This window comes from Alistipes sp. ZOR0009 (assembly GCF_000798815.1).
In the GTDB taxonomy this organism is placed as follows: Bacteria; Bacteroidota; Bacteroidia; order Bacteroidales; family ZOR0009; genus Acetobacteroides.
On sequence record NZ_JTLD01000033.1, the window covers coordinates 187,595 to 206,185 of the forward strand.

Consider the following 18,591-nt stretch of genomic DNA (forward strand, 5'->3'; position numbering starts at 1 on the left):
AAGAAAACCTCATTTTTGAGGTTTTCTTTTTTTAGATGGATAGGTATGAAAGCACTAGAAAAAATTTATCAGCAATTCTTAGAATGTCGTTCAGTATCTACCGATACAAGGAAGATTGAGAAAGGTACAATCTTTTTTGCCTTAAAGGGTGGTAATTTTGATGGGAATGACTTCGCTTTACAAGCATTGGAGCAAGGTGCTTCCATGGCTATTGTAGATAGGGTTGGGATAACGGGTGATAAGGTTGTTTTTGTAGATAATGTACTGCATGCATTGCAGGAGCTCGCTCGGATGTACCGTCGTTCGTTGTCAATTCCTTTTGTAGGCCTAACGGGTACAAACGGGAAAACAACTACAAAGGAGCTGATTACCGCTGTGCTTTCGAAAAAATACCGGGTGTCATCAACCAAAGGAAATCTTAACAACCATATAGGTGTTCCGCTTACCGTACTCGCAATTCCTAGCGATTGTGAGATTGCAGTAGTTGAAATGGGTGCAAACCACCCGCTGGATATTGATGAGCTTACATCGATTGCGATGCCAACGTTGGGTTTAATTACAAATGTAGGGAAGGCTCATTTAGAGGGTTTTGGGTCTTTTGAGGGTGTTAAAAAGACCAAAGGAGAACTGTATGATTACCTGAAATCTGTGAACGGGGAAGTTTTCTTAAATACAGATAATGAGCATTTAATGGGGATGGCTCAAGAGCGAGGAATTGCTACCTTTGTTCCGTACGGAAAGTCTGCGATGAAGGTTGCCATTCTACCTACAGACTTAGATCATCCTTTTTTAAGAATGGAGTTGAGTGCAGATTCCGTTAAAAGATTGGAGTTGGATAGCCAAATTGTTGGAGGTTACAATGCTGATAATGTTTTAGCGGCCGTCGCTTTGGGGATCTTTTTTGACGTAGAGCCTATGAAAATAAGGGACGCAATTCGCAATTATACCCCAGATAATAATCGCTCTCAGCTAATGAGAACAGATAACAACTTGGTAATTGTAGATTGTTATAATGCCAATCCAACCAGCATGGATGCAGCCTTGGTAAACTTTTCTAAGTTTAATGTAGCTAGGAAGGTTGCCATTTTGGGCGATATGCTTGAATTAGGCACCGCTTCTGTTGAGGAGCATCGTAAAATTATAACCCTTGTTGAAGACCTTAAAGTAGGTACAGCTTTCTTTATCGGTGCTGAATTTAAGGCGCTAGAAGATGCTGATCATCTATTTTTTAGTAATACTAACGAGCTTATTGATTACATTAAGAACAATCCAATTTCTGATTCTTTGGTATTAGTTAAGGGATCACGAGGTATAAAGTTGGAAAGTTCGCTATCTTTACTATAATCATTCAAATTGTGGACTATGAGATCGATGGATCCAATTGTAGGAAAACTGATGGGTTTGAGATACAAATCACATCCTTGGCATGGAGTTTCTATTGGAGATGATGCTCCCAAAGTTGTTACATGTTTCATAGAAATGGTTCCAACCGACACGGTGAAGTATGAGGTTGACAAAATATCGGGATACCTGAGGCTTGATAGACCGCAAAAGTATTCGAATGTTGTCCCTGCTCTTTACGGGTTTATTCCGCAAACATACTCAGGGAAGAAGGTTGCTCAAATGACTATTGATAAGACCAATCGCCCTGGAATTAAAGGAGATGGAGATCCTATTGATATTTGCATTTTAACAGAAAAAGATATTGCGCATGGTGATATTCTTGTAAGTGCAAGGCCTATTGGCGGTTTTAGGATGATTGATGGCGTTGATTCGGACGATAAAATTATTGCTGTTCTTGAGAACGACGCGGTTTATGGAGGATACAAAGATATTACGGATTGTCCGCCAATGGCAATAGAGCGGTTGAAACACTATTTCTTAACTTATAAGGATCTTCCAGGAGAGAAGCGTAACGTGGAGATTAGCCATGTTTACGATAGAGAAGAAGCTTACGAGGTTATTAAATGCTCTATGGAGGATTATAATGATCGATTTAACTTTGAAGATGTATTTTTAAAATAGGAAAAGCGCCAATTGGCGCTTTTTATTTTTCAATGAAATCTGCTTTGTTTAATCTGCTAAAAGTTTTTTTCCCTTTAACAACATAGCTCAAAATGATACTTTTTTTGTAAAGTCCTAACGTTGAGTGCTTGCTGATACTTTTCCTTTTTTCGATAAATTTGTCAGCCATTTTATAAAAATCTCGATGAGCTTTTAAAACCGAAACAAAAAAACTCCATTTGCCTTGAAGTAGAAATACGATTCCAGCTGCTCCGTCGAGTATCATTCTTATAAAGAGCGTTCGGAATAACAGTCTTTTAGGGAGGTTTTTGGTGAGCATTAGAAGGCTATTCCGAAAGTTAAGGTACATTTTGCGAGGGTTGTTGTTAGGTAGAGTTCCTCCTCCAACATGGTAAACCTTACTTTGTGGATATGCCATTACTTTGTATCCTTCATGCTGTAACCTCCAGCAAAAATCTATTTCCTCCATATGGGCAAAGAAATCGCTGTCAAGCCCTCCTAACTCACGATAGAGTCTTGTGCGTACCATTAGGCAGGCACCAGAGGCCCAGAAAACGGGAGTTGGATTGTCGTACTGTCCATTATCGTTTTCAAGCGAAGATAAAATTCTTCCACGGCAGAAAGGGTAGCCAAACTTATCGAGGAAACCGCCTGAAGCACCTGCATATTCAAAACTATCCTTGTTTTGCTGAGCTATAATTTTAGGCATACAGGCTCCCACTTCTTTATTTTTGTCCATCTCAGCAACAAGAGGTTCCAACCATCCTTGAGGAACTTCTACATCAGAGTTTAAAAGAACGGTATACTCGTGGTTGATACTTGAAATGGCTTTGTTGTATCCGCCAGTAAATCCGTAATTTCTGTCAAATTGGATAATCTGCACAGATGGGTGTGTGGCTTTTATATGCTGAACGCTTTCGTCGTTCGAACCATTATCGGCAACAATAATATCGGCAATAGCAGCCGGGGTATTTGCAATAACGGAAGGTAGAAACTGTTTTAAAAACGTAATTCCATTCCAGTTGAGAATTATTACCGCAACTCTATTCATGAATGTTTTGTAATGTAGCGGTTTTGGGCATAGATCTTTTCCATCGTCTGTGCGACCAAAGCCAGTATTCTGGTTGTCTTTTTATTTGATCCTCCAGACTTTTAACGTGGGCTTTGGTTATTTCTAGAGGTTGCGTGTTTTTCGATTGATCGAAGAGAACTTTTGCCTCAATTTCGTAAAATCCTCGCTTAGGCTTTGTTATGTCAAGAAAGATGACAGGCGCATTCAATTTTTGAGCGATTTTTTCGGGTCCTAGAAATACGGATGTATTTTGATTTAGAAATTTGGTCCAGAAATCACTTTCTGATTCCATTGGTGCTTGATCTGCAATTAGGGCAAGCACAGTAGGCTGAATTCGCGCACTTTCGAACATTTTTTTGGCAGTTTGCTTCATAGATACGGCTTCGACTCCAAACTTGCCTCTAGACTCTTGCATTTTTTTATTAAAATGGAGGTTGTTTAGCGGTTTATAGGTGGCTAGTGTTCGGAATCCGCACCATAGTGGGAAGCCTATATTTAGTTCCCAGTTTCCATAGTGTCCTAGCACGACTACAACATGACGGTTTTCGGCGTAATATTTTTGGAATACCTCTATGTTGGTATATTTAAACCTTCTCTTTATGTCCTTTTTAGTCATATGCAGAAGCTGCATCGATTCGATGAAAAGATCGCAAAGATGCTTGTAGAATTTTTTTTCAATGGCGAGCCGCTCTTCTTTTGTCTTTTCAGGAAACGCGTTTTGTAGGTTTTGCCTAACAACTTTTACGCGGTAGTTGCCAATTCTATAGATAATCAAGTAAAATAGGTCTGATATTCCATAAGCGACGCGTAATGGGAGAGCCCATGCTATCCAGCTTAAAAAATAGAAACCCATGTATCCAATTTTCGAAATCATTGTTGTTATTTATTCAAATATATCTGTATAGTACGGTTCATTTCTTCAGCAAAAAGGGCGTTCGAAGCTACAATTTCTTTCCCAAAGATATAGTTGCTGCCTCCCTTGAAGTCGCATACTCGTCCACCTGCTTGTTGTACAATAAAGGCACCTGCTGCGACGTCGTAAGGTTGAAGGCTGTATTCGTAGAAGGCATCAAATCTTCCTGCGGCAACGTACGCTAAATCCGCAGCTGCGGATCCAAGTCTTCGGACTCCATGAGAATTTTTCATAAAGTATTCCAAGATACTTAAATAATCTGGCATTTTAGAAAAATCGTGGTAGGGGAATCCTGTCGCGATGAGGCTATCTTGTGTCGTTTTTGCAGAGGATACGTTTATTGGTGTGCCATTTAGAAAAGAGGTGTGGCATCCTTTCCATGAGTAGAAACATTCGTCTAAACTAACTTCTTGAATTACGCCCACAACAATCTCGCTTCCTTCCATAAGAGCAATGCTTACAGAGAATGGACTTAAGCCGTGAATGAAGTTGGTGGTTCCATCAAGAGGGTCTACTATCCATTTGTAGTGCTTGTCTTCCGTTGCGATAGTTCCTTCTTCTGCAATAAAACCAGCCTCTGGGAGTATGTTCTGTAGACCATTTACAATTAGCCGTTCAGAAGCTTTGTCAACGTATGAGACAAAGTCGTGTAGACCTTTTGTTTCAACAGCCTCCTTTTTAAATATTTTTCGTTCATCCCTCAGCAAGCTCCCTGCTTCTACGGCTACCGATATCGTTTGTCTGCAAATTTTTTCGTAGTCTAGCATTTTTAGAGTCGATTTTGAGGTTAAATAATTATCCAAAATAACGCTGCAAAGGTAAAATCATTGATTAAAAGATGATCCTTACAGCCCGGCTTTTTTGTTTGCACTTGCTAAAATTAAGAAAGAATGGTTTCATTCTCGAAAGGGGGCGTGCATATTATATGCTTGTAGATAGCTGTAATCTTGATGAATTCGCTAAAAATACAGAGAGGGATGCATACAGACATCCCTCTCTGCGTTAATTGTAATATCTTAAGCAAGTTCTCCAATCATATTTCCATCAGGGGCAATGCTGATGTACTTTACCCTTGCAATTTGGTTGATCATCTTTTTATCGTACGGAACTTCTACCTTAATGTACCTTTCACTGAAACCAAACATTTTTCCATTCCGATTGGTGCTTTCAAACAGCACCAACCCTTCGTTACCAATATTCTTTTTGTAGAAGTTGTGGTGAAGTGTTTCGCAGAGTTGTCCTAGCTTTTGGGCTCGGTGGGTTATTTCGCTATCCTTAACTTTTCCTTCCATGAAAACAGTTGGAGTATTGGGGCGTTCAGAGTAGGGAAATACATGTAGAAAACTAGGAGCGAGTCTTTCAAGAAAATTGTAGGTGTCTTGAAAGTCTTCTTCCGTTTCTCCAGGAAACCCAACAATGACGTCAATTCCAAAGAAGGGGCTTTCGATAACAGAGCGCACCTTTAGAAGTCTATTCTCGAAAATCTCGCGACGGTAGCGTCTGCGCATTAACCCCAATATTTTATTGGTACCAGCTTGTAGAGGTATGTGAAAGTGGGGGAGAAACTTACTTGATTGGGCACAAAACTCAATAACTTCGTCGGTGAGCAGGTTAGGCTCTATGGACGATATTCTGTAACGTTCAATACCTTGCACTTCATCAAGTGCCTTTATTAAGTCTATGAATGTTTCTCCTGTTGTTTTTCCAAAGTCACCTATGTTTACTCCTGTTAGGATGACCTCTTTTACTCCGTTTGCTGCAATTTCATTTGCTTGTTTTACTAACTCTGCAATAGGAATATTTCGACTTTTTCCTCTTGCTAGCGGGATGGTACAGTATGAGCACTTGTAGTCGCATCCATCTTGAACCTTCAGGAAGGATCGAGTTCGATCTCCAAGCGAGTAGGCTTTAAAGAAGTTGTCTACCGTTTTTATTTCGCAGGAGTGAACTTCTGTGGAGGTCTGATTATGCGACATAATTTCCTCCACTTTTTGATATAAATCACCCTTTTCCGCTGCACCAAGAACGAGTTTAACTCCATCGATATTGGCTACCTCTTCTGGTTTTAGCTGGGCGTAGCAGCCTGTAACGGCGATAATTGCGCCAGGAGATTGCTTTACAAACTTACGAATTGCTTGGCGGCATTTTTTATCGGCATGCTCGGTAACGGAGCATGTGTTGATCACATATATATCGGCTGCACCATGATGCGAGACTTTTTCGTAGCCTCCATCAAGAAATTGACGGGCAAGCGTCGACGTTTCGGAAAAGTTGAGCTTGCAACCTAGCGTGTAGAACGCTACTTTTCTATTTTTTGTTTGCATCTTTTTACTAAAGTGGGGCAAAGATACTGCTTTTGATTTAATCCTATGGTTGGTCTAAAATGTTGATGGTTAATAATTCATATTTTAAAGGATGCGGAATATTTGTGGTACATGAATAAAAAAAGAGCGATATTCCGCTCTTTTGAAAAGTTACTCTTGCACGTCCCACTTTTCCCCGCTGTTTTTTTTGTCTTCGAGAATATGCTCCATATCTTCGAGCTGATAGTTTAGGGCGCCTACCGAGATGTACAATTCCCAAACTGATAGTGCTAGAGAAATGATTAGAAGTCCAAGGCTTGCTGTAAATAGCAGTTTGGCCATTATCATCCAACTTCTAAACAGAACCAGCATGCATAAAACGCTAAGCAAAAAGCCTGCGCTTCCCATTACCTGCATATTTCGAATGATATTTATGCGCTTGCGTAAGTTTTGAAGCTGCATGAGCACCATTTTATCGGGGCTGTTGCGGTACTGGGAATACAGGTTGCGGCTGAGCTGAGCCAAGTGTAGGAAACGGTTGGTGTAGGCTAGCAGCAGCAGCGAAATTGCAGGAAAGAGCAGAGCCGGAGTGGTAAGCGTTAGTTCCATGTTACTTCTTTTCTATGTTTTTAAGAGTTTCCCCCTTCTTATAGTGGGCATAAAGGCTGCGAACAATGCCATCAGCAACTCCAATTACTGGAACGTAGATGTTTTTCGAACCGAGCCATCGGCTTACCATCAAAAATACTTCGGTGGCAGGGACGATAACATCCGCACGGTCGGGGTTCATGCCGTACTGGATGATCCGTTCATCAACAGTAAGGTCTACAAGTTGTTTTGATAGAGCCATAAGCTTAGCTCTTGTTAAGGGAGCGTTGGGCTTACTTCCTGCTAGCTTGTATAGCTTGTTGATATTTCCGCCCGACCCGATAAGTTCGATATCCCCATATTTTTCGGTTATAATTGAAACCCACTGGTGCATTTGATCCCAGGTGTGCTTCTCTACCGTTTTATTGAGCAGACGAAGTGTCCCTATGTTGAACGATCTCGATGTTTCGAATTTTCCGTTGATAAGTAGTGTTAGTTCGGTACTCCCACCACCAACATCCATATACATGTAGTTTTTACCAGGCTCTAGCATATCGGCAATGTGGCTGTCATAGATAATTTTAGCCTCTTCTTTGCCATCGATAATCTCTATTTCTATTCCAGTTTCTTCCATTATTCGTTTTACAATATCGTTGCCATTGCTGGCATCGCGCATGGCTGAAGTGGCGCATGCTCTATAGCCTTCGATCTCGTTTACAATCATCAAGTGCTTGTAGGCAGTCATAAGATGTAGCAACTTATCTTCCTTCTCTTCGCTGATGTATCCCAGTTCGAAAGCTTCTACTCCTAAACGGAGTGGTCCGCGGGTTAAGGAAGATTTTTTAAATATGACTTCTCCATCACTTTCAAACACGTTGGTGATGAGTAGGCGAATAGCGTTAGAGCCGATGTCTATGGCAGCAAATCTGTAAAAGTTCATGTTGGTTCTGTTAGTATACTCTTTGCTTGTAGTAGTTGTAAAGTTCTATCTGGGAGCGTATTGGTTCCGAATTGGGTTCGTGCCGATACTGGTTCTTTAGCTCAGCATCTATAATTCGAGCTTTTTGATTATCGGCTAGATTTAGATCGATAATCTTCTGAATCTCCATCTGAATTTCAGGATCGTAAATTGGCGCAGCAACTTCTACCCGATGGTCAAGGTTACGGGTCATCCAGTCGGCAGAGGAAATGAAATATTTTGTTTTGCCATTATTGCCAAACGCAAAGATACGAGAATGCTCCAAGAAACGGTCTACAATGCTCGTCATCTGAATGTTTTCGCTTCTGCCTTCTATGCCTGCAATCATGGAGCACATGCCTCGAACGATGAGTTGTACCTTAACTCCAGCACTGCTGGCCTCGTAAATTTTATCGACAATGCTTTCGTCTACAAGGTTGTTTACCTTACAAAAAATGAAGGCAGGAAGCCCTTTTTTTGCATTCTTTATTTCTGCGTTTATTAAAGACATCAACCCTTTGCGCATTCCGTGCGGAGAAACGAGCAGGTGCTTGTATCGGAACGTGTGGTATGGAGTTTCGATAAAATCGAACACGTGCGCTACTTCGCAGGTAATCCGTTTGTTGGCTGTGAATAGAGTGAAGTCGGTGTATAGTCCAGCATTGCCTTCGTGGAAGTTGCCGGTGCTGATAGCTGCAATGTGATTTTGCTGCTTTCCATCTTTTCTGGTAATTAGAAGGAGCTTGCTATGTACTTTAAATCCTGGTTGGCCAAAGAGTACGTTTATGCCGACTTCTTCCATGCGTTGTGACCAGTAGATGTTGGCCTGCTCGTCGAAGCGGGCGCGAAGTTCTACCATTGCTGTTACCTTTTTACCGTTTTCGGCAGCGTTGATTAGCGCACGTACCACCTTACTCTCGAAGGCAACGCGGTAAAGTGATATTTTAATGCTTACGACATCAGGGTCGAGGGCCGCTTCGCGTAATAGCCGAATAAAATAGGCAAAGTTGTGGTAGGGATAGTGTAGAAATCTATCCTTTTTTTCGATTTCGCTTATTAGGCTGCTGCTGGTATCGAACGATTTGATTGAAAGTGGTGGTAGAGGTGTGTTTTCGGCGCTGCTGCCGATTAGGTTTGGGAAGCTAATGAAATCCTTAAAGTTATGGTAGCGTCCACCACCCACCTGCGCGTTGGTGCTCTTAATGCTTAGCTTAGAGGTTAAAAACTTTAGCAAATCTTTAGGAATTTCACGATCGTGAACAAATCTAACGGGGTCACCTTTCTTTCTGTTTTTTACAGCTTTAGATATCTTGTCTAAAATACTTTCTGTAAGGTCTGTATCTTCGTCCATTTCCGCATCGCGGGTGAGCTTAATGGTGTACGCTTCAAACTTGTTGTAAGGCAAAATTTTGAAAACCTCGGGAAGGTTGGCCCGAATAACATCATCTAAAAGGATGATCATCTTTCGTTTTCCATCTTGAGGAAGTACCACAAATCGGGAGGTATCTCGAGGTACGGCAATTAGCGCAAAGTCCTTACGGTTGTGCTCGGTACTCGAACATTTTATGGCAAGATATATCGATTTATCGTTGAGTTGGGGGAGCTTTTCTACCTGATTTAGCATGATGGGGCTTAGCAGGTAGCGAATGTTGGTGCGAAAAAAGTCTTTCACGTATAGCTGCTGCTCACAGGTTAGCTCATTTTCGTTTACGATAAAAACGTTGTGCTCTTTGAGTTCCTCCACCAGCCCGTTGTATACCTCTTCAAAAAGTATTTGCGACTGCTTGGTGAGGTTGGCAATGCTGTTTAGTATTTGTTTTGGGCTTTCTCCGTAATATCCGCGCTCTTTCTTGTCTAGCATGGATAAGCGCAGCAGTGTGGCGACGCGTACACGGAAAAATTCGTCCATATTGTTTGAGAAAATACCTAAAAAGCGAATGCGTTCAATGAGCGGAACATTCTTGTCCTGTGCCTCCTGAAGGACGCGCAGGTCGAATGCCAACCAGCTAATTTCTCTGTTGATGTACTTTCTATCTTTTAGTGGCATAGGTTATTGGGGAAATATGGTGAATTCTTTGTGGCTGTTTTCTTTACCAATAGAACTCCACGAACTCGCATTAAAGGAGATGCTTACTAAGCCACAGGTTGGAAGTTCTGTACTAAAGTTGTCGAGAAGTTCATTGCATAGTTCTGAAAGATCAGGGTTGTGTCCCACTATCATTAGCTCATTTATATTGTTGTTTGTTTGCCGAATTATGGTAAGGGTTACGCCAGCTTCAGGGAGATATAGGCGATGGTCTATAGATATATGTGCAAAGGGGATGAGAGCCGTGCGTGCCACTATGGTTGCAGTGTGAAGGGCGCGTGCTGCTGTACTCACCATTACTTGGCCTACTCGAAAGTTCGCTTTCTTAAGGGTGCGACCGAGCAGGTAGGCTTCTTGTACTCCTGTTTCTTTAAGAGGACGGTCGATGTCTGCAAATGTGCTGTAACTATTGGATGCTTTGGCGTGGCGTAGGATGTAAAGGGTTTTCATACGCGGGGTATTGATTAACGTAAAAGTACAAAAAAAAGTGGTTTTGACGAGAGGTTGTATTTTTTGGGCTATTAGGCTTGCTATAGACCCTCGTATACGATATTAGTCTTGTTGGGGAATCTGGGATAGGTTTTCGATATTCTTCATATAGTAGTTGTTGACTACAGATGTTATTCTTAAATAAATTTAAAAATTCAAGTAATGAACATATGTTCGTTATTTTTGACCAAAACAAGACTGATGGCAAGGCGAAAAAAACAACGGTTAATACAGCGAGCACCCAATTTCGGAGGCTTTATGCCTTTCGGAGTGCAGCACTCGCAAGGTACGGAGGTTGTTTTGTCCTATGAGGAGTATGAGGCGTTTACACTATGCGATTATGAGTCAATGACTCATGCTGAGGCTGCTTTGTTAATGGAGGTATCCCGACCTACGTTTACAAGAATATATAGCGGGGCTCGTCAGAAGTTGGCCAAAGCGTTGGTAGAGGCGGCTACTATCCGAATAGAAGGGGGGCATGTGCTTATGGCCACACGCTGGTATCGCTGTTCTTCCTGTCAAATCGACTTTAATATTGACGGAGAGGCGGCTGTGGGCAGTTGCCCACTCTGTCGCACTGAATGTGTAACGCTAAATATCTGATTTATGATTGTAGCTATATCTGCTAGCCACTCGGATTTGTTGGCTCCCGTTGACCTTCATTTTGGACGTAGCCCTTTCTTTGGAATTTACGATACAGCGACTCGAGTGCTGTCATTTGTTGAAAATAGGGAGATGGATAATTCCAAAGAGGCTGGACGGTTCGTTGTGGAGCAGCTGCTAGAGCTGGGGACGACGGTGGTAGTGGCCGGTCGATTTGGAAATAAGGTGGTAGAAATACTTCGTTCAAAAGGAGTTCAAATGGTGGTTGTCGCTCAAGGACAGACTGTAGAATATATTATTAACCGAATAAAATAGGCACAATGAAAATTGCACTTCCAACGCGTGGTGAGAAAATTGATGATCATTTTGGTCACTGCGAAAAGTATACCGTAATAACAGTTGATGAGAATCGTCAGATTGTAAAAACGGAGATAATACCATCGCCACAAGGTTGTGGCTGTAAGTCTAACATTGCTTCAGAACTTCAGGCGCAGGGAGTAACGATTATGCTGGCCGGTAATATGGGAGGTGGTGCACTGAATGTGCTTACCAATCATGGTATAGCAGTTGTACGTGGTTGCTCGGGGTTGGTTCTGGAGGTTGCTCAAGCATGGCTTGAAGGACAGTTGGCCGATTCTGGTGTGGGGTGCAGCCATCATCAGGAGGATGGCCATAATTGTAAGCATTAGAAGTTCTTTATTCTTCAATTTTTTTACTTCTTATGGCTGTAAAAATTACAACGCTGGTAGAAAATACCTCTTTTCAGTCAGAATTGAAGGCTGAGCATGGGCTCGCTTTTCATATAGAGGCAAATGGAACGAGCATTCTGTTTGACGCAGGACAAAGCGATCTGTTGCTGCATAATGCAAAAAAGCTGGGTATTGACCTTATGCACGTAGATGTAGTCGTTATTAGCCATGGTCATTACGATCATATAGGGGGACTTAGCGCCTTTTTAGATATGAATAAGCGTGCTAAAGTGTTTGTAAAAAGAGCAATATTTGATAAGAAGTACAGAGGAACATCCCGTTATGTAGGATCAGACATGGATATTCGAGACTTAGGAGACCGGTTACATTTTGTAGATCAGGTAGAGGAGGTCGCAGATGGCGTCTACGTTATTCCAGATATTCCGATTGTTGATACCAAGGAAACGCATATGAGCGGTTTTACAGTTAAGCATAACGATCAATTTGCGCAGGATTGGTTCGAAGATGAACTCTTTCTTGCTATTGCAACTTCAAGTGGAATGGCCTTGGTGAGTTGCTGCTCGCATAGGGGGATTACCAATATGATACAGGCTGCTCAAAAACGCTTTGGAAAACCAGTTCGAGTTGTTCTTGGAGGATTTCATCTCTTGAATGCAGGAGACGAAGAGGTTGACAGAATTAGCTCGTACCTCGAAACGTTGAATCTCGAAAAACTAGGCGTATGTCATTGTTCTGGTCTTGACGCTTATGCTATTTTTAAGCGTAACCTCCCCAATGTTTCGTACTATAGTTCGGTAGGAAGCCGACTTTTACTCTCGTAGTTTTTCTGTTTTTAGGCTACTATAGCACAAACTCGACCAAGTGGTAATGGTCGAGTTTTTTGTTTTAGTCTTGTGATTTTTTCTATCAAACAAAGATGTAGTGTTACTTAGCTAACATTAGGAGAAGGTCGCTTTGTCGTGATAGAGTAAGGGAATATATTTGCGCGTGTTAATAGTTGATAGTATCAAATAAATGAAATCAATTTGTAAGCTTAAAGACATATACAAAGCATTGTTCGAATTCGAGGCTATGTTCTTGTCTACTTATGGGATTACCATAAACGAGGGGATTATACTATGCATGCTTAGCGAAGGCTCTCGAAATGCGGGGGAAATATGTACAGATTGCTCTCTTTCTACCTCACGTCTTTCCAAGGTGTTGGGATCGTTAGAGGTGAAGGGGTATGTAACTCGCTCTATTGGAGAAAAAGATCGAAGGGTGGTTATTGTAAGTTTAACAGAGAAGGGATTGGATAAAGTTACTGCTATGAAGGCTGAAGATATTTGCATTCCAACTCCTTTGTCAAATCTTTTGAAGTAAAAACAAAATTCAAAATATGAAGTATCTTATTGTAGGAGGCGTTGCTGGAGGAGCAACTACGGCAGCTCGATTGCGTCGAATGGACGAAGATAGCCAGATTGTAATGTTTGAACGCGGGGAGCATGTTTCCTATGCGAACTGCGGTTTACCATACTATATTGGAGGAACAATAGAGGAGCGTGATGCGCTTTTTTTGCAAACACCACAGTCGTTTGGAGCCCGCTTTAACGTAGATGTGCGGGTGAATTCGGAGGTGGTTGCCGTTAATCGTGCCGCTAGCAGCATAACCGTGAAGAATTTATTAACAGGCGAAAGCTACGAAGAATCGTATGATAAGTTAGTTCTTTCTCCAGGGGCCGAGCCTGTTCGTCCTCCTTTGACTGGGATTGATAGCGAAGGGATATTTACTTTGCGCAATGTGGCTGATACAGATAGGATAAAGAACTATATTGTTGCTAATCAGATTAAGCGTGCGGTTGTTGTTGGTGCTGGTTTTATTGGGCTGGAGATGGCTGAAAACCTTCATCAGTTGGGGGTGCTCGTTTCTATTGTAGAGATGTCGGAGCAGGTGATGACTCCGCTAGATTACTCAATGGCTTCGATTGTTCATCAGCATCTAAAAACAAAGAATGTTGAGTTTTATTTGAAGGAAGCGGTTACCGCATTTCGTAAACAGGATAGCGTGCTGAAAGTCTCATTACGTAGCGGTCGAGAGCTGTCGGCTGATATGGTTATCCTCTCTATAGGCGTACGTCCCGAAAACAAGCTGGCGAAAGATGCTGGTTTGGAGATAGGGGTAACTGGAGGTATAAAGGTTAACGAGCATCTTCAAACGACCGACCCAAAGATCTATGCAGTAGGAGATGCTATCGAGTACATAAATCCTATAACTCAAAAGCCCACAATAACCTATCTTGCTGGTCCTGCTAACAGGCAGGGGCGTATTTGTGCTGATAACATCGTTTTTGGAAATAAAATAAAGTACAAAGGATCAATTTCTACGGCAATTGCTAAGGTTTTTGATATTACAGTGGGCTCTACAGGTGTTGCCGGAAAAACGTTGAAGAAGGAAGGAATTCCCTATCTTGAATCAACAACCCATTCTGCATCTCATGCTGGTTACTATCCAGGGGCTATTCCGATGTCGATAAAGATTATGTTTGCACCCGAAACTGGGAAACTTTACGGTGCGCAAGTGGTAGGCTATGAAGGTACAGATAAGCGCTTGGATATGCTCGCTACTATTATTAAAAATAATGGTACCATTTACGATTTAATAGATATAGAACATGCCTATGCGCCGCCCTATTCTTCTGCCAAAGATCCTGTAAATATTGCTGGCTATGTAGCCGAGAATATTTTAAATGGAAAAATGGCTCCTATTTACTGGCGTAGGTTGGTGGAGGATACAGCCAAGGAATACTTTCTTTTAGATGTAAGAACCCGAGAGGAGAGCGAGCTAGGAACTATTCCTGGCGCTGTAAATATTCCGTTAGATGAACTTCGCCAGCATTTGGATGAACTTCCTAGAGATAAGGAAATAGCCGTTTTTTGTGCGGTTGGTTTGCGAGGACATGTCGCTACTCGCATTTTGATGCAGAGCGGATTTCAGCAAGTTTTCAACTTGTCCGGCGGCTATAAAACTTATCAAACAGCGGTTCAGAAGCAAGGTAATGAGGATATCTATGCTAACCTAACAGTAGCAAAGGATGATCAAATTTATCAAACAACTCCTAAAATAAAGGTGGGAACGTATAAGGTAAATGCTTGTGGATTGCAATGTCCTGGCCCTATTATGAAGTTGAAGAAGTCGTTTGATGAGGCTCAGGTAGGGGATACTATTGAGATAACATCTACCGATCCTGGCTTTGCACGTGATGTTCAAAGTTGGTGCAATAGTACGGGTAATAAGCTGATATCATTGACTACAGATAAAGGTGTGATAACCGCAATGGCAGAAAAAATTGGCCAGAAGGAAGTCTTTTCGACGGCTGGAGGCTCAATGAATAAGACGCTAATTGTGTTTAGCGATGACCTAGATAGGGCATTGGCGTCTTTTGTTCTTGCCAACGGAGCTGCTGCTACAGGGCATAAGGTTACCATGTTTTTCACGTTTTGGGGGTTGAATGTCATCAAAAAGGAACATAAGCCAAAGGTGAAAAAAGATCTTATGGGAAGAATGTTTGGCTGGATGATGCCATCAGACAGTATGAAGTTGAAACTGTCTAAGATGCACATGCTGGGTATGGGAACAATGATGATGCGCAACGAGATGAAGCGCAAAAGTATCGACTCTTTGGAAAGTTTGATTCAACAAGCCGTAGATAATGGGGTTGAATTTATTGCATGCCAAATGTCAATGGATGTTATGGGCGTAAAGCACGAAGAGCTGCTTGACAACGTTTCGGTGGGAGGCGTTGCCACCTATATGGAGCGAGCTGAAAATGCAGGGGTAAATCTTTTTATTTAACTAGTCGTTAAGGCTAATGATATAAAAGCGAAGGAGGTTGAAACCTCCTTCGCTTTTTGTTTTATAGTAAGTTGCTTGCTAGTTCTGCAAGTAAGCTGCGCTCCCCTTTCACCAGATTAACGTGAGCAAAAATCTCTTGTCCGAGCATTTTGTCGCTAAGGTAGGTTAACCCATTTGACTTGATGTCGAGATAAGGTGAGTCTATTTGGAATATATCACCTGTAAAAACCAGCTTAGTACCTTCGCCTGCTCGGGTGATTATGGTTTTGATTTCGTGGGGTGTTAAGTTTTGAGCTTCGTCAATAATAAAGAAAACGTTGGTAAGGCTACGTCCTCTAATGTACGCTAAAGGCGTAATAACCAACTTTTCGGATTTCGAGATCTCTTCGATTCGAACGTATTCGCGGTTGGTTGATTTATATCGAGTTTTTATGAAGTTGATGTTGTCGTAAAGCGGCTGCATGTACGGCGCAATTTTTGATTCAACATCACCTGGAAGATATCCCAGATCTTTATTTGATAGCGGGACAACCGGACGCGCAATCAGTATCTGATCGTAAATTTTTTCCTGTTCTAAAGCCGCAGCTAGGGCTAGCAGCGTTTTTCCTGTTCCAGCCTTTCCGGTTAGAGCTACGAGCTGAACGTCTGTTCTTAGTAGTGCATCAAGCGAAAAAGCTTGTTCTGAATTTCTTGGTTCAATTCCGTAGGCACGATGCTTTTCAACCCTTTTGAAGTTGCCTGACGGTTTGTCGTAGTAGGCGAGTGCGGATTTTGAGTTTCCTCTTAAAATGACATATTCGTTATGGTGGAAGGTTTGCTTGAGTTTCGTTGCGGGAAGTTCGTTGTTTTTATAGAAGAGTTCGAGCATTTCGTCGGCAAGCGGCACCTCCTCAATTTCCTTCTTAAGGATATCAATGTCGGCAACTTTGTCGGTAAGGTAATCTTGGGCTGGAAGTCCAAAGGCTTTAGCCTTAAGGCGAAGGTTGATATCCTTGGAGACAAGGATTACAGGTCGGTCTGGATTCTGATCCTTCACGTAAAGAGCAATGCTAAGAATCCTGTTGTCGGCGGTATCTTCGAAGAAGGAGTCGCTAACCTTGTCGGATGCTTTGTGCCCAAGTTCGACCCGGAGTTTTCCTAGGTTTTTCCCAAGAGGAATGCCTCCGTTAAAGAGGTTGTCGCCAGCTACCTTGTCCAGCTCTCGGGTAAATTCTCGGGCGTTATAGTTGACCTCGTCATTGCCTTTCTTAAACTTGTCGAGCTCTTCGAAAACCACGATAGGGATAACAATGTCGTTATCCTGAAAGTTGCGAAGGCAGCTGTGGTCGTGTAGGATAACGTTGGTGTCCAAAACGAATATCTTGGATACACCTTTTGAGGACTTCGTTTTACTCATAATCAACTAGATTTATGTGTCGTTATCACTAACAATATAGTCAATTTAACGCACATTTATGTAAATATTAAGTCCATTTTAAAGACAAATGTTCCCCTTTTATAGCTAAAATTGCAGCAAATTTATCAACATGACCTATCAGGAGACGCTCGATTATATGTTTAGCCAGCTTCCTATGTTTCATAGGATTGGTAAAAGTGCCTACAAGGCTAATTTAGACAACACCTTAGCACTTGATGAGTTTTTTGGACATCCGCACAGGCAGTTTAAGTCAATACATGTGGCAGGAACCAATGGTAAGGGGTCAACATCTCACATGCTGGCTTCAATACTGCAAGATGCCGGTTTGAAGGTGGGCTTATATACATCTCCGCATTTGCGCGACTTCCGTGAACGCATCAAGGTGAATGGAGTTGAGGTTTCGGAACGGTACGTGGTTGACTTTGTTGAGGCGCATAAGCATCTATTTGAAACCGTTCAGCCATCTTTTTTTGAAATGACGGTGGCTTTAGCGTTCAAGTATTTTGCAGAGGAGATGGTTGATATTGCTGTTGTTGAGGTTGGAATGGGTGGCCGCCTTGATTCTACCAATATTATTTCGCCATTGGTAAGCGTAATCACCAATATTGGGTTTGATCATACCGAATTTTTAGGGGATACGTTGGCTAAAATTGCGGGCGAAAAGGGCGGTATTATAAAAGATGGGATTCCTGTCGTTGTAGGGGAAACTCACGTAGAAACATCTCCTGTATTTGAGGAAATAGCGAAAGGTCGTAATGCTAAGCTAGTTTTTGCAGATCAAAAATATGTGGTGACAGAAACATTTTTGCAGGAAGATGGCATCCAGGTGTTTTCGGTTGAGGATTGCAACGGTGTATCGGCATATCGTAACTTGGAGGTTGATTTGCAGGGGAGCTACCAGCAAAAAAATATTCTTACCGTACTTGCTGCAGTTGATGAGCTGAAACCATACTTTCCTGAGCTCTCAGAAGCAACCATAAGGAAAGGGTTGAGGCATGCTTCAAAGCAAACAGGTTTGCGAGGGCGTTGGTATCAGCTGTCCTCTAATCCGTTGACTATTTGTGATACCGGGCACAATGTAGATGGCATCACCTTTATTGTTGATCAAATAGCAAAAACACCCTACGAGAAGCTATTTTGGGTTTTCGGAATGGTTAGCGATAAGGATATTAGTAAGGTAATTACGCTGCTTCCTAAAGATGCTTACTATATTTTTACGCAGGCAAGTATTCCTCGTGCAATGGATGCTGAATTGCTTGCAGAGAAATGTAATGCTGTTGGCTTCAAGGGTGAGGTTGAAAAAAATGTTCAAAAGGCTCTTTTGCGCGCAAAAAAAATGGCTTCGAATAACGATTTGATATTCATTGGAGGTAGCACGTTTGTTGTGGCAGAAGTGGTTTAGGAAAACGCAACGAGAGACGAATTTTTTTCGAGCGCCTCTTGCAGTTTTAAAAATTTGCCTTACCTTTGCATCGCTTTTGAAAACAAACGCAACGTTCTTTTGAGGTCGAATTTTTTGAAAAGGGAGCATAGCTCAGCTGGTTCAGAGCATCTGCCTTACAAGCAGAGGGTCACAGGTTCGAATCCTGTTGCTC

The 18,591-nt window shown here is 42.0% G+C and carries 18 protein-coding genes; 9 read left to right on the top strand and 9 right to left on the bottom strand.

Annotation, left to right across the window (positions count from 1 at the left end; all coding sequences use genetic code 11):
* Positions 1-45 precede the first annotated feature (45 nt).
* On the top strand, positions 46-1,344 hold the full coding sequence (locus L990_RS10825; protein WP_047448781.1) for a UDP-N-acetylmuramoyl-tripeptide--D-alanyl-D-alanine ligase: 1,299 nt from the start codon (positions 46-48) through the stop codon (positions 1,342-1,344).
* 18 nt (positions 1,345-1,362) lie between these two features.
* The gene (locus L990_RS10830) at positions 1,363-2,025 is read left to right on the top strand and encodes an inorganic pyrophosphatase (RefSeq protein WP_052180920.1); all 663 of its coding nucleotides are present in this window, start codon (positions 1,363-1,365) and stop codon (positions 2,023-2,025) included.
* Between the two features lie 22 nt (positions 2,026-2,047).
* Here L990_RS10830 and L990_RS10835 read toward each other — a convergent pair whose 3' ends face one another.
* The 8 genes from L990_RS10835 to L990_RS10870 form a co-directional block, all read right to left on the bottom strand.
* Positions 2,048-3,076, bottom strand: coding sequence for a glycosyltransferase family 2 protein (locus L990_RS10835; RefSeq protein ID WP_047448786.1), 1,029 nt, complete (start codon positions 3,074-3,076; stop codon positions 2,048-2,050).
* Positions 3,069-3,971: a lysophospholipid acyltransferase family protein gene (locus L990_RS10840; protein ID WP_052180921.1), complete on the bottom strand. Its 903-nt coding sequence runs from the start codon at positions 3,969-3,971 to the stop codon at positions 3,069-3,071. The genes L990_RS10835 and L990_RS10840 overlap by 8 nt, the downstream gene beginning before the upstream one ends.
* 5 nt (positions 3,972-3,976) lie before the next feature.
* Positions 3,977-4,777 (bottom strand): inositol monophosphatase family protein, encoded by an 801-nt coding sequence (locus tag L990_RS10845; RefSeq protein WP_047448789.1) that lies wholly within the window; start codon positions 4,775-4,777, stop codon positions 3,977-3,979.
* A gap of 249 nt (positions 4,778-5,026) precedes the next feature.
* A complete protein-coding gene (gene mtaB, locus L990_RS10850; RefSeq protein ID WP_047448792.1) occupies positions 5,027-6,334 on the bottom strand; it encodes a tRNA (N(6)-L-threonylcarbamoyladenosine(37)-C(2))-methylthiotransferase MtaB in 1,308 nt (435 codons plus the stop codon).
* A 150-nt stretch (positions 6,335-6,484) separates the two neighbouring features.
* Complete coding sequence (locus L990_RS10855) at positions 6,485-6,922, bottom strand: DUF2721 domain-containing protein (RefSeq protein WP_047448795.1); 438 nt, start codon at positions 6,920-6,922, stop codon at positions 6,485-6,487.
* A gap of 1 nt (position 6,923) precedes the next feature.
* Positions 6,924-7,841: a hypothetical protein gene (locus L990_RS10860; RefSeq protein WP_047448797.1), complete on the bottom strand. Its 918-nt coding sequence runs from the start codon at positions 7,839-7,841 to the stop codon at positions 6,924-6,926.
* Positions 7,842-7,851: 10 nt separating this feature from the next.
* Entirely contained in the window at positions 7,852-9,906 is a 2,055-nt protein-coding gene (locus L990_RS10865) for an RNA degradosome polyphosphate kinase (RefSeq protein ID WP_047448800.1), read from the bottom strand.
* Positions 9,907-9,909: 3 nt separating this feature from the next.
* Positions 9,910-10,395: a SixA phosphatase family protein gene (locus tag L990_RS10870; protein WP_047448803.1), complete on the bottom strand. Its 486-nt coding sequence runs from the start codon at positions 10,393-10,395 to the stop codon at positions 9,910-9,912.
* 240 nt (positions 10,396-10,635) lie between these two features.
* Between L990_RS10870 and L990_RS10875 the strand changes: the two genes are divergently transcribed.
* The 6 genes from L990_RS10875 (at position 10,636) to L990_RS10900 (ending at position 15,579) form a co-directional block, all read left to right on the top strand.
* Positions 10,636-11,037, top strand: a complete 402-nt coding sequence (locus L990_RS10875) for a DUF134 domain-containing protein (protein WP_047448806.1) — start codon at positions 10,636-10,638, stop codon at positions 11,035-11,037.
* Positions 11,038-11,040: 3 nt separating this feature from the next.
* Positions 11,041-11,352 (top strand): NifB/NifX family molybdenum-iron cluster-binding protein, encoded by a 312-nt coding sequence (locus tag L990_RS10880; protein WP_047448809.1) that lies wholly within the window; start codon positions 11,041-11,043, stop codon positions 11,350-11,352.
* Positions 11,353-11,357: 5 nt separating this feature from the next.
* Positions 11,358-11,726 (top strand): NifB/NifX family molybdenum-iron cluster-binding protein, encoded by a 369-nt coding sequence (locus L990_RS10885; RefSeq protein ID WP_047448812.1) that lies wholly within the window; start codon positions 11,358-11,360, stop codon positions 11,724-11,726.
* Between the two features lie 32 nt (positions 11,727-11,758).
* The gene (locus tag L990_RS10890; RefSeq protein ID WP_047448815.1) at positions 11,759-12,568 is read left to right on the top strand and encodes an MBL fold metallo-hydrolase; all 810 of its coding nucleotides are present in this window, start codon (positions 11,759-11,761) and stop codon (positions 12,566-12,568) included.
* Positions 12,569-12,761: 193 nt separating this feature from the next.
* On the top strand, positions 12,762-13,109 hold the full coding sequence (locus L990_RS10895) for a MarR family winged helix-turn-helix transcriptional regulator (protein ID WP_047448818.1): 348 nt from the start codon (positions 12,762-12,764) through the stop codon (positions 13,107-13,109).
* Between the two features lie 16 nt (positions 13,110-13,125).
* Positions 13,126-15,579: an FAD-dependent oxidoreductase gene (locus L990_RS10900; RefSeq protein ID WP_047448821.1), complete on the top strand. Its 2,454-nt coding sequence runs from the start codon at positions 13,126-13,128 to the stop codon at positions 15,577-15,579.
* Between the two features lie 61 nt (positions 15,580-15,640).
* Here L990_RS10900 and L990_RS10905 read toward each other — a convergent pair whose 3' ends face one another.
* Positions 15,641-16,975, bottom strand: coding sequence for a PhoH family protein (locus tag L990_RS10905; RefSeq protein ID WP_047448824.1), 1,335 nt, complete (start codon positions 16,973-16,975; stop codon positions 15,641-15,643).
* Between the two features lie 130 nt (positions 16,976-17,105).
* Here L990_RS10905 and L990_RS10910 point away from each other — a divergent pair, with 130 nt between their 5' ends.
* Entirely contained in the window at positions 17,106-18,398 is a 1,293-nt protein-coding gene (locus L990_RS10910; RefSeq protein ID WP_047448827.1) for a bifunctional folylpolyglutamate synthase/dihydrofolate synthase, read from the top strand.
* Positions 18,399-18,591 lie beyond the last annotated feature (193 nt).